Origin of the sequence: Roseovarius sp. EC-HK134, from assembly GCF_902498815.1 — a bacterium.
In the GTDB taxonomy this organism is placed as follows: domain Bacteria; phylum Pseudomonadota; class Alphaproteobacteria; order Rhodobacterales; family Rhodobacteraceae; genus Roseovarius; species Roseovarius mucosus_A.
In genome coordinates, this window is record NZ_LR701544.1 from 1,286,714 (window position 1) to 1,298,660 (window position 11,947).

The following is an 11,947-nucleotide window of genomic DNA, read 5'->3' on the forward strand; positions in this document are numbered from 1 at the left end:
CAAGGCCGGGGTGTGTGCCCACGACCTTACGCACTCCGGAGACTGGTGATGCAGGTTCTAGAGCGGACCACGACAAGCGCGCCCGAGGGTCGTGCGGCTGATGTCGCACCGCTGATCGTCGCGCGTGGGCTGACCAAGGCCTATGACACTCGCGCAACCGTGCTTCAGGGAATTGATCTCGAAATCCATGAGGGCGAGCGCGTCGCCCTGATTGGTGCCAACGGTTCGGGGAAATCCACCCTCCTCAAGAGCTTGATTGGGCTGCATTCGATTTCTGATGGTACGCTTAGCTGTTTTGGTCATCCGGTCGGCCCAGAGGCAGGGCGCGCTCAGCGATTGCGCATGCGGCGTCAGACCGGCTTTGTATTTCAGAAACATTGCCTCGTGCGACGCCGCTCGGTGCTGTCGAATGTGATCCATGGCCTGTTCGGCGAGCCGGGAAGTTGGCGCGCTTTTTCTCATAGCCTTGCGCCGCTCGAGTGGCGCAACCGCGCCATGCAGGCGCTTGCAGATGTCGATCTGGAGCATAAGGCGTTGCACCGCGCGGATGCCCTCTCAGGTGGACAGCAACAGCGTGTCGCCATCGCCCGCGCGATTGTGCGCAGACCGCGGCTGCTGATTGCCGATGAACCCGCAGCCAGCCTTGATCCGCTGTCCGGCCACAACGTGATGGAGCTTTTTACCCATCTGTGCCGCACGCAGGGCATTACGTTGATTTATACCTCGCATGATATGGCGCATGCCATGGATTATGCCGACCGGATTGTCGCGCTAAAGCGCGGAAAGGTATTCTTTGACCGACCTGTGACCAAGGTTGCGCCTGCTGATCTCAAGGACACGTTCGATGATTGATCGCCGGGCTCAGGCCCCTGACAGGTTTCGACGGTTTTCAACGCTGAACTTTGTCTTGATCGTCGCACTTGCGGCGATCCTCCTTGCCTCCATGGGGCAAGTCGCCCCCTCGCCCAAGCAGCTGGCTGACGGGTTGCCCGGTATGGCAAACTTGGTCGGTCGGATGCTGCCACCCAACACAGAACCGGATTTTCTGGCGCGTATCGCGGTGAGGATGATCGAAACCTTTCAGATTGCCTTGGTCGGCGCAGCCATCGGTATTGTCCTCAGCCTGCCTATTGCGTGGTGCGCAGCGCGGGGTGTGTCCCCGCTCGGGCGCGGCAATGTTTTGGTCAAGGCGGCTATCTCGTTTTTGCGCACGGTGCCTGATCTGGTCTGGGCGCTAATCTTCGTGGCTTCGATCGGGCTTGGGGCTGTGGCGGGGACGATGACCATCATGGTCGATACCATCGGGTTTTGCGGGCGTTTCTTTGCCGAGGCGATGGAGGATGCCGAGAAGGAGCCGCAAGAGGCGCTCGCGGCCATCGGTGCAAACAGACCGTCGATCCTGATCGGGGCCATCCTGCCCGATATCATGCCGTCACTGATCAACTCCTCGCTGTTTGCATTGGAAAAGGCGGTCCGTTCTTCCGTCGTGTTGGGGCTGGTCGGGGCAGGGGGCATTGGTCAGGAACTCAAGGTTGCCTTTGATCTTTTTCAGTATCGCAATGCCTCGATGATCATTCTGGCGATCTTTGTGATTGTTCTGCTGATGGAAGTTTGCACAGACAAATTGCGCGCCCGCCTGCAGTGATCGCCCCCAGAAGACGGGTGTGAGGCCTCAAATTGTCTTCTATGGTCAAGGCCAACCGCGACGATTCGCCGGGCATGGTGTCCGCGACTCCACCTGTCGACCGGAACCTTTAATCGGCAGGAGCCGTCATGACCGCCTTTCCCCGTCTCCAATCCCGCCTTGCAGACCTACGCACCCGTATGGAAGCTACGGGGACTGATCTTGTGGCACTTGGACCGTCGAGCCATATGGCATGGCTCTCGGGCGTGCATCCGCATGGCGACGAGCGGCCCGTGATGCTGTTGGTCACGCGCGATTATGCCGGGTTTCTCATGCCCTCACTCAATGCCGCCTCAGCGCGGCAATCAACGGATTTACCATTTCATTTGTGGCGGGATGACGAAGGTCCGCATGCGGCCCTGCAAGACATGCTGAGCGCCTGTCAGGCAAACCGCCCGGGCCTATCGGTCGTGCTCGATGAAACCATGCGTACGGATTTTTCGCTGTTGCTGCTGGATCATCTTCAGGCCCCGAACCGACGTTTTACCGACGATACAGTCGGTGCGCTGCGAGCCTGCAAAGACGCCGCAGAATTCGACGCGATCAAGGCTGCGCACCTGCTCAATGATCGGGCGGTTGAGGCCGCTTTTGATGCGCTCCGCTTGGGCATGACCGAGCGCGAGTTGGTTCAGATTATTCAGGATTTCTATGGGGCGAATGGCGCGACGCTGGAATTCTGCTCGGTCTGCTTTGGCCCATCGGGGTCCTTTCCGCACCATACGCCCGGCGCGACGCGGTTGGAGCGCGACATGCCCGTGTTGCTCGATACGGGCTGCCGTCTCAATGGGTATCCATCTGATATGACGCGATGCGGCTATTTTGGAACGCCCGATGCCACCTATACTGAAGTATTCGCGGTGGTGGATCAGGCTGTGCGCGCCGCTCTCGCTGCGGCGCGCCCCGGCGCATTGGCGCGTGACGTCGACAAGGCGGCGCGCGATGTGATCACCGCCGCTGGATATGGCGACCGTTTCTTGCACCGCACTGGTCACGGGCTTGGCATCGATATCCACGAGCCGCCCTACATTACCGCAACGTCTGAGACGCCGCTGTCGGTTGGCAATGTCTTTTCCATCGAGCCGGGCATCTATCTCGAGGGTCGCTTTGGGCTGCGGCTTGAGGAAATCGTGATCCTGCGGCCCCAAGGTCCAGAGGTGTTTTCCAACATGCCGCGTGATTTGATCGTGCGCCCATTGGTTGGGTGATCAGGTGGAAACATCCTATGCGTGTGGGGCAACATAGGTCCGCTTCGGTGACAAAAAATTTTCCACATGGGAAAATTTTTGTTGCAATGCTTTTCCATTTCGTCTGATGTGGGCCTCACGAAAGCCTTCTGACCCAAGGATGCCGATGACTCATACACCTGCCGGTGCGCCGCTCGCCTTGGGGCGCCGCATAAGAAAACGCCGGCAGCTCATGTCGATGACCTTGCAGGATCTCAGCAACGGATGTGGAGTATCTGTGAGCTATCTTAGCCAAATCGAGCGCGATAATGCGGTGCCCACCTTGGGCACCCTAGCCGAGATTGCGGCGGCGCTCGATGTCAGCATCGACCACTTTATCGCGACCCCGCGACAGGCAGATAGCGTGACACGCGCAGAGACGCGCCCGCAGTTTTCAATTTCGGGCACCTCGATCATCTACGAACAGATCGGCGCCGAATTTCCGGGGCATGAGCTCACATCGTTTATCCTCAATGTCCCGCCCGGCTACGAATCTGAAACCGTGCAACATTCCGGCGAAGAGTTGATTTTCGTGCTCGATGGTGAGGTGCTGCAAGTGGTGAACGGTCAACAGTTTCTACTGCGGACCGGCGATAGTATGCATTACCTCGGTCAGCACCCGCATTCTTGGTCCAACGTTAGCGAAGGTTGGGCGCGCCTGCTATGGACAGGCAAGATGCTGCATGGGGCAACCCCTTCTTCCTATGTGCCGCGCACAGGCGCGGAGACCCAACAACCTGACATCCCCTGAACGACGCCACAGCATGTCGCGCAGGTATCAGCCGGGTTAACCGGCGCACCTTTCCAAATCCAACAAGGAGAATAACCCGTGAAACACCTACTGCTCTGCGCTTCGGCACTGGCGCTGACCGCCACGATGTCTGAGGCCAAAACCTTTGTTTACTGCTCCGAAGCCTCGCCCGAGGGTTTTGATCCCGCCCCCTTTACTGCGGGTGGCACCTTTGATGCCTCTGCGCATCCAATCTACAACCGCCTGACTGAATTCAAGAAGGGTACGACCGAGGTCGAACCAGGTCTTGCGACAAGCTGGGATGTGTCTGAGGATGGCACCGAATACACGTTTCATCTGCGCGAGGGTGTCAAATGGCACTCCAACGACAACTTCACGCCAAGCCGCGATTTTAACGCCGATGACGTGATCTTTTCCTACGAGCGTCAGGGTTCGGCCGATCATCCCTGGCACCAGTATATCGCCGGTGTGACCTATGAATACTACACCTCGATGGCGATGCCCGAGCTGATCAAATCCATCGAAAAGATCGACGACTACACGGTCAAGTTCACCCTGAACCAGCCCGAGGCCCCGTTCCTTGCCAATATCGCGATGCCCTTTGCCTCGATCGTGTCCAAGGAATATGCCGATACGCTGGATGCGGCAGGCACCAAAGAAGATCTCAACAACCTGCCCATCGGCACCGGCCCGTTCAAGTTCTTGGCCTATCAAAAGGACGCGGTGATCCGCTATACCAAGAATGCCGACTATTGGGGCGACGGGGCAATCATTGACGATCTGGTCTTTGCCATCACCCCCGATGCGGCCGTGCGCCTGCAAAAACTGAAGGCGGGCGAATGCCACCTGATGCCCTATCCGGCCCCTGCTGACATTGAGACGATCAAAGCTGATCCCAACCTAAAACTTGATGAGCAGGCCGGTCTGAACGTGGGCTATCTGGCCTATAACACCACCGTCGCACCGTTTGACAACGCCCGCGTCCGCAAGGCGCTGAACATGGCGATCAACAAGGACGCTATCGTTGAGGCTGTGTTCCAAGGGGCTGCCGCACCCGCCAAGAACCCGATCCCGCCAACCATGTGGTCCTATAACGAGTCGATCGTCGATGATCCCTATGATCCCGAGGCCTCTAAGAAGATGCTGGAGGAAGAGGGCGTGACTGACCTCTCGATGAAAATCTGGGCCATGCCGGTACAGCGCCCCTATATGCCCAATGCCCGCCGCTCGGCAGAACTGATGCAGGAAGACCTCTCCAAGGTCGGCGTCACGGTCGAGATCGTGTCCTACGAGTGGGGTGAGTATCTGCAAAAGTCGATGGAAGCAGGCCGTGACGGTGCGGTGATGCTGGGCTGGACCGGGGATAATGGCGATCCCGACAACTTCCTGTCGGTGCTCTTGTCCTGCGATTCTGCTGGTGAAGGCGGTGCCAACCGTGCCTTCTGGTGCAACGAGGATTTTTCCAAGCTGCTAAAGGATGCCAAAATCACTGCGGACCCGGCAGAGCGGACCGCGCTGTACGAGCAGGCGCAAGTGATCTTCAAGGATCAGGCCCCTTGGTTCACCATCGCGCATTCCACCCAATACGTGCCGATGTCGAACAAGGTTTCGGGGTTTGTGATGAGCCCCTTGGGCGACTTCACCTTTGAGACTGTCGACATTGCCGAATAACCAGATCGCCTTGGTATGAAACCGGACGCGCGGGGGCACAGCCCTCGCGCGTTTTCAAAGGAAAGCGGCGCATGATCCGATTTATCCTGTCCAAACTGCTCTACTTGGTCCCGACCTTTATCGGGATCACGATCATTGCCTTCAGTTTTGTGCGTATCCTGCCCGGTGATCCGGTGCTGCTGATGGCCGGAGAGCGTGGCGTTACCCCGGAACGGCATGCCGAACTCAGCGCCCAACTGGGCTATGACCAGCCTATTGTGCTTCAGTATTTCGATTTTCTCGGGCGCCTTTTGCAGGGCGATATGGGCAATTCGCTTGTGACCAAGAAGCCTGTGCTGGACGAATTCCTGACCCTCTTTCCCGCGACCGTGGAATTGGGTCTTTGCGCCATCATCATCGCCACGGTTATTGGCGTCACCGTGGGCGTGTTTGCCGCCATCCGTCGCGGTAGTTGGTTTGATCAGATTTCCATGACGCTTGCCCTTGTGGGTTTTTCCATGCCGATCTTTTGGTGGGGGTTGCTGCTTATAATCTTTTTCTCGGGCATTCTGGGTTGGACGCCGGTGTCGGGGCGTATCAGCCTGCTTTATTATTTCCCCAATGTGACGGGCTTCATGTTAATCGACAGCCTGCTCTCGGGGCAAAAGGGGGCGTTCACCTCGGCGCTGAGCCATCTCATCCTGCCGTCTTTGGTGTTGGCCACGATCCCGCTTGCGGTTATCGCCCGCCAGACCCGGTCTGCCATGCTCGAAGTGATGGGCGAGGATTACGTTCGCACCGCCCGGGCAAAGGGCATGCCACAATACCGCGTCATTGGCATTCACGCGCTGCGCAACGCCATGGTGCCGGTGGTCACGACTATCGGCCTGCAAATCGGCGTGCTGATGGCGGGTGCAATCCTGACGGAAACTATCTTTTCGTGGCCCGGTATCGGCAAATGGATGATCGATTCCATTTCCCGGCGCGACTATCCCGTCGTGCAGTCTGGCCTTCTGCTCATCGCGGCGCTGGTGATGATCGTCAACCTTTTGGTTGATCTGACCTATGGCCTCATCAACCCGAGGATTCGTGTGAAATGAGCGATACATCCAACCTTGCTGCCCCGGTGAAGCTGTCCGACGCCGCGATCCGCCGCCGCATGCTGGCCGAATTCTGGTTCTACTTCAGCCAGAACCGGGGCGCTGTGATCGGTCTGGTGGTCTTCGTGCTGCTGGTCCTAACAGCGGTCTTTGCCGGAATTATCGCCCCGCACGACCCGACCACGCAATACCGCGAAGCGTTGCTTGTGCCCCCCGTCTGGGCCGAAGGCGGCAGTGCGCAATTCCTGCTGGGCACGGATGCGGTTGGGCGCGATATGCTTTCGCGTCTGATCTTTGGGGCGCAGTATTCGCTCTTTATCGGCATTGTCGTGGTCTCTATCGCGCTTGTTGGCGGGATCATCATTGGGCTCTTGGCCGGGTTTTTTGGCGGTTGGATCGACAATGTCATCATGCGGATGATGGATGTGATCCTTGCCTTTCCGTCGCTTCTCTTGGCGCTTGTGCTGGTGGCGGTGCTTGGGCCGGGGCTGACCAATGCGATGATCGCGATTGCCATTGTCTATCAGCCGCATTTCGCCCGCCTGACCCGCGCTGCCGTGATGACCGAGATGAAGCGCGAATATGTCACTGCTGCTCGCGTGGCGGGGGCGGGCAACCTGCGCCTGATGTTCAAGACGATCCTGCCCAATTGCCTTGGGCCGTTGATCGTGCAGGCCACGCTGTCGTTTTCCTCGGCGGTGCTCGATTCCGCCGCTTTGGGCTTTCTCGGCATGGGTGCACAGCCACCTGCACCAGAATGGGGGACCATGCTGGCAGAGGCGCGCGAATTCATATTGCGCGCGTGGTGGGTTGTTACCTTTCCCGGCCTTGCCATTCTGGTTTCGGTGCTGGCCATCAACTTGATGGGCGACGGGCTGCGCGATGCGCTTGACCCCAAGCTGAAGCGGAGTTGACGATATGGCACTTCTGAACATCAAGAACCTGACCGTCAAATTCGCCACCGCCACCGGTAGCTTTACCGCCGTGGACGGGATCGACGTGCATGTCGACCGAGGTGAGGTATTGGCCATCGTGGGTGAGAGCGGCTCTGGCAAATCGGTGTCGATGCTGGCGGTTATGGGTCTCTTGCCTGATACCGCCACCATCACCGCTGATGAGATGACCTATGACGGGCGCGACATCTCGAACCTCTCTGCGTCGGAGCGCCGCCACCTGATTGGCCGCGAGATTACCATGATTTTCCAAGAACCGGTGGCGTCGCTCAACCCCTCGTTCACCGTGGGCTTTCAGATTGAAGAGGTGCTGCGTCTCAACCTTGGGCTCTCGCGGGACGATGCCCGCGCCCGTGCGCTTGATCTCTTTCGGGCCGTCGGCATCCCCGAGCCCGAGACCAAGATCAACGCCTATCCGCATCAGATGTCAGGCGGCCAATGCCAGCGGGTGATGATCGCCATCGCTATCGCGTCGAACCCGCGCCTTTTGATCGCGGATGAACCGACAACAGCCCTTGATGTGACCATACAGAAACAGATCCTCGATCTGTTGATGAAACTGCAAGAGGATTACGGCATGGCGCTGATCCTGATCACCCATGACATGGGCGTCGTGGCCGAAACCGCCGACCGGGTGGTGGTGCAATATCAGGGGAAAAAGATGGAAGAGGCTGACGTCCTTTCACTCTTCGAGGTACCGCAGCACCCCTATACTCGCGCTCTGCTTTCGGCCCTGCCCGAGAATGCAACCGGCGACCGGCTGCCCACTGTCTCTGACTTCTTCGCGCAGGAGGCAGCACGATGACCGCTGACGCCCACTCTCCCGTTGTCGAAGGTCGGGGCATTGTTCAGGACTACGCAGTGCCGGGCAGCCTTTTTGCCCGCGCGGGCAAGGTGCGCGCGCTCAACGGCATCGACTTTGCTGTCGAGAAGGGCAAGACCCTGGCCATCGTTGGTGAAAGCGGTTCTGGCAAGTCTACCCTCGCGCGGATTATCGCGCTGATTGATGCCCCCTCGAGCGGCGAATTGCGGATTGACGATCACCCCGTTGATATTGCCCGCAAACGCCCCAGCCCGGCCCTGCGTTCCAAGGTGCAGATGGTGTTTCAGAACCCCTACGGTAGCCTCAATCCCCGCCAGAAAATCGGCAATGTGCTGATGGAACCGCTGGTGATCAACACCGATATGCCCGCATCCGAGCGCCGCGACCGCGCCGAGGCGATGATCAAGAAGGTCGGCTTGCAGCCCGAGCATTTTAACCGCTATCCGCATATGTTTTCGGGTGGGCAGCGGCAGCGTATCGCGATTGCGCGCGCGCTCATGCTCAATCCTTCACTGCTGGTGCTTGATGAACCGGTGTCGGCGCTTGATCTCTCGGTGCAAGCACAGGTGCTCAACCTTCTGGCGGATTTGCAGGAAGAGTTTGAGCTAACTTACGTCTTTGTCAGCCACGATCTTTCGGTTGTGCGATACATTGCTGACGATGTGATGGTGATCTCAAAAGGTGAGGCGGTCGAGCAGGGCAGCCGAGAGGCGCTTTTTGCCGATCCGCAGCACCCCTATACCCGTGCCTTATTCGCCGCGACACCTATCACCGATGTCGCGGCTATCCGCGCGCGTGTCGCGCGGCGTCAGGCCGCAAGGCAGGGTTAAACGGCCTCGGGTTCCGTCATTTCCTTGGCGCGTGTGCGCAACAGGAATTTCTGGATCTTGCCGGTCGAGGTGCGCGGTATTTCTGTAAAGACGAACCGCCCCGGCACCTTGTAGGGTGCCAGATGATCCCGGCACCACGCCCGCAGGGTTTCCGCATCCGCCGCCTGCCCGTCAGCCAGTTCGACAAAGGCGCAAGGGGTTTCGCCCCATTTCTCATGCGGCATGGCGACAACGGCTGTCACGGCCACCGCCGGATGACGATAGAGCGCCTCTTCGACCTCGATAGACGATATATTCTCGCCCCCTGAAATGATCACATCCTTGGAGCGGTCCTTGAGCTGGATGTATCCGTCTGGGTGCCGCACGCCGAGATCGCCGGAATGAAACCAGCCCCCGGCAAAGGCCTCTTGCGTGGCCTTGGGATTGCGGAAATAGCCCTTCATCACGACATTGCCGCGAAACATGACCTCGCCCATGGTCGTGCCGTCGCGGGGCACAGGGTTCATGGTCTCCGGGTCCAGAACATCGAGCCCTTCAAGTGCCAGATAGCGCACGCCCTGACGTGATTTCAGGCGGGCTTGCTCTGAGGCGGGCAACGTCGACCAACTGTCATGCCAGTCATTCACCACGGCAGGCCCATAGGTTTCTGTCAGCCCATAAAGATGGGTCACGTCAAAACCGGCGTCCTTCATATCCGCCAATAGCTTTTCAGGCGGTGGTGCCGCAGCGGTAAAGAATTGCACCGTGTGATCCAAGGAACGTTTAACCGTCTCGGGGGCAGAGATCATAAGCGACATCACAATCGGCGCGCCGCAGAGATGTGTTACCCGCTCTTGCGCAAGCGCCTCCCAGATTGGTTCTGCCCGCACTTGGCGCAGGCAAATGTGTGTGCCGATGATGGCAGAGAGCGTCCAGGGGAAACACCAGCCATTGCAGTGAAACATCGGCAGGGTCCAGAGATAGACCGCATGCTTGGCCATCGACGTCGTCAGGGCATTGCCCTGCGCCAAAAGATATGCCCCGCGGTGATGTGACACCACTCCCTTGGGGTCGCCGGTGGTGCCGGATGTGTAATTGATGGAAATCGCGTCCCATTCATCCTCTGGCATCAGCCAGTCGAACGACGGATCGCCCGTTGACAGGAACGCTTCGTAATCTTGTGCTGTGGTTGCGATTTCTGGACCGCTGAATTCGGGATCGTCATATTGGATCAGAAGTGGGGTGACTTTGGCGAGCGATAGAGCCTCTTGCATCAGCGGCATGAATTCGCGGTCCACGATCACCACCCGCGCCATCGCGTGATCAAGCTGAAACGCGATGATCCCAGCATCAAGCCGGGTGTTGATCGAATGCAGCACCGCGCCGCACATCGGCACGCCGTAATGACATTCCAGCATCGCGGGTGTGTTTGCCAGCATCACCGAGACAGTATCGCCGCGCCCCAATCCATGTGCGCCTAGCGCCGAGGCCAATTGGCGTGAACGGTTATAGAAGGCCGCATAGCTGCGCCGCAGGGGCCCATGCACAATCGCGGTATGATCCGGGAACACGGTCGCCGCACGCTCCAGAAAACTGAGTGGCGTCAAGGGTTGGTGGTTTGCGGGGTTGCGGTCGAGATCAGAGTTATAGGGGTTCGGTGTCATGGGTCAGGCATCCTGCCATTGGGGCGCGCGTTTCTCGATAAAGGCACCGATGCCCTCTTGGGCGTCGTGCGCCAGCATATTGTCCACCATCACGGCAGAGGCATAGGCATAGGCATCCGAAAGGGTCATCTCGCGCTGTGCGTAAAAGGCGCGCTTGCCGGTCGCGAGGGTCATGCTTGATTTCGACGCGATCTTGCGGGCCATGGCCATCGTAGCGGCCTGCAAGTCCTCGGGGGAAACCGCATGGTTGATGAGGCCCATTTCCGCCGCCCGCGGTGCCGGGATCATATCGCCGGTGAGCAACAGTTCCATCGCATGTTTGCCCGCCACATTGCGCGACAAGGCCACCATCGGTGTCGAGCAGAAAAGGCCGATATGCACACCGGGCGTGCTGAATTGGGCGGTTTCCGCCGCAACCGCCAGATCGCAGCTTGCGACCAACTGACATCCCGCAGCGGTGGCGATGCCTGTCACCTCGGCAATCACCGGCTTGGGGCAAGTGACGATGGCTTGCATCACGCCGGAACAAAGTGCCATCACCGTGGTGAAATAGGCGCGCCCCCGGTCAGGGTTGGCGCGCCCAGCCGTCATTTCCTTGAGATCGTGGCCCGCGCAGAACGCGGGCCCGTTTGCCGCCAAAATGATGACCCGCACCGCAGGATCATTCCCGGCCTCTCGAAAGACCCGACCCAGTTCCGCCAGCATCGCCTCGGACAGCGCATTGCGCCGTCCCACGTCATTGAGCGTCAGGCGCAGGATACCTGCGCCGTCGAGGTCACAAAGAAGGATGTCGCTTTTCTGCATGGGGTCTCGTCCTTTCAGAGGTCAGAGAATGTTGATCTCCACGCTTTCGGCGAGCGTGTTGGCGATAAAGCAGTAGCGGTGCGCGCGGTCCTGCATTTCGGCCAATTGCGTGTCATCCAAAGTAAAGCCGGTGTCGAACCGCACCACCGGATGCAAATCAATGCGCGTGACCGACATCTGTCCCTTGGGATTCTTGCCCAGATGGGCCACGGCATAGTCATGATAGCTCGCGACTGGCCAGCCCGCCTTGGCCGCGAGCGCCAGAAAGGTCATCATGTGGCAACTGGACAGCGCCGAGGCGAGCGCCTGTTCAGGATTGGTGTGGGCGGGATCGCCGCCCCAATCCGGGGCGGCATCCACTTGCACATCATGGTGGTTGTTGAACTGCACGGTATGGGCGTTGGAATATTTGCCGGTGTGCAGCACAGGTTCGGCGCGCTGCCAATGCAGCTCGATTGCGAGGTCAGACATCTATCAGGTCTCGTT

At 59.0% G+C, this 11,947-nt stretch carries 12 protein-coding genes; 9 read left to right on the forward strand and 3 right to left on the reverse strand.

All coding sequences use genetic code 11. From position 1 onward, the window contains the following. Window positions 1-48 precede the first annotated feature (48 nt). The 9 genes from GC127_RS10145 to GC127_RS10185 all read left to right on the forward strand — a co-directional run bounded on the left by GC127_RS10145 (window position 49) and on the right by GC127_RS10185 (window position 9,014). Complete coding sequence (locus tag GC127_RS10145; RefSeq protein WP_151977928.1) at window positions 49-852, forward strand: phosphonate ABC transporter ATP-binding protein; 804 nt, start codon at window positions 49-51, stop codon at window positions 850-852. Beyond that, window positions 845-1,645: a phosphonate ABC transporter, permease protein PhnE gene (gene phnE / locus GC127_RS10150; RefSeq protein ID WP_008279572.1), complete on the forward strand. Its 801-nt coding sequence runs from the start codon at window positions 845-847 to the stop codon at window positions 1,643-1,645. The genes GC127_RS10145 and phnE overlap by 8 nt, the downstream gene beginning before the upstream one ends. A gap of 128 nt (window positions 1,646-1,773) precedes the next feature. After that, window positions 1,774-2,889 (forward strand): Xaa-Pro peptidase family protein, encoded by a 1,116-nt coding sequence (locus GC127_RS10155; RefSeq protein ID WP_037296825.1) that lies wholly within the window; start codon window positions 1,774-1,776, stop codon window positions 2,887-2,889. 145 nt (window positions 2,890-3,034) lie between these two features. Continuing rightward, window positions 3,035-3,658 (forward strand): helix-turn-helix domain-containing protein, encoded by a 624-nt coding sequence (locus tag GC127_RS10160; protein ID WP_254700065.1) that lies wholly within the window; start codon window positions 3,035-3,037, stop codon window positions 3,656-3,658. A 126-nt stretch (window positions 3,659-3,784) separates the two neighbouring features. Next, entirely contained in the window at window positions 3,785-5,329 is a 1,545-nt protein-coding gene (locus tag GC127_RS10165) for an ABC transporter substrate-binding protein (RefSeq protein WP_085976967.1), read from the forward strand. A 71-nt stretch (window positions 5,330-5,400) separates the two neighbouring features. Then, complete coding sequence (locus GC127_RS10170; RefSeq protein ID WP_008279567.1) at window positions 5,401-6,408, forward strand: ABC transporter permease subunit; 1,008 nt, start codon at window positions 5,401-5,403, stop codon at window positions 6,406-6,408. Continuing rightward, complete coding sequence (locus GC127_RS10175; protein WP_008279566.1) at window positions 6,405-7,322, forward strand: ABC transporter permease subunit; 918 nt, start codon at window positions 6,405-6,407, stop codon at window positions 7,320-7,322. Before GC127_RS10170 ends, GC127_RS10175 begins: the two co-directional genes overlap by 4 nt. A 4-nt stretch (window positions 7,323-7,326) precedes the next feature. Then, window positions 7,327-8,166, forward strand: a complete 840-nt coding sequence (locus tag GC127_RS10180) for an ABC transporter ATP-binding protein (RefSeq protein WP_151977933.1) — start codon at window positions 7,327-7,329, stop codon at window positions 8,164-8,166. After that, a complete protein-coding gene (locus GC127_RS10185; RefSeq protein ID WP_008279564.1) occupies window positions 8,163-9,014 on the forward strand; it encodes an ATP-binding cassette domain-containing protein in 852 nt (283 codons plus the stop codon). Before GC127_RS10180 ends, GC127_RS10185 begins: the two co-directional genes overlap by 4 nt. On the opposite strand, the gene GC127_RS10190 is transcribed toward GC127_RS10185, so the two are convergent. The 3 genes from GC127_RS10190 to GC127_RS10200 are packed head-to-tail and all read right to left on the reverse strand — an operon-like array spanning window position 9,011 to window position 11,932. Beyond that, a complete protein-coding gene (locus GC127_RS10190) occupies window positions 9,011-10,657 on the reverse strand; it encodes an acyl-CoA synthetase (RefSeq protein WP_151977935.1) in 1,647 nt (548 codons plus the stop codon). The genes GC127_RS10185 and GC127_RS10190 overlap by 4 nt on opposite strands. 3 nt (window positions 10,658-10,660) lie before the next feature. After that, entirely contained in the window at window positions 10,661-11,461 is an 801-nt protein-coding gene (locus GC127_RS10195; protein WP_151977937.1) for an enoyl-CoA hydratase, read from the reverse strand. Between the two features lie 21 nt (window positions 11,462-11,482). Then, window positions 11,483-11,932 carry an OsmC family protein gene (locus GC127_RS10200; protein WP_151977939.1) on the reverse strand — a complete coding sequence of 150 codons (450 nt, stop codon included), beginning with the start codon at window positions 11,930-11,932 and terminating at the stop codon, window positions 11,483-11,485. Window positions 11,933-11,947: the final 15 nt, after the last annotated feature.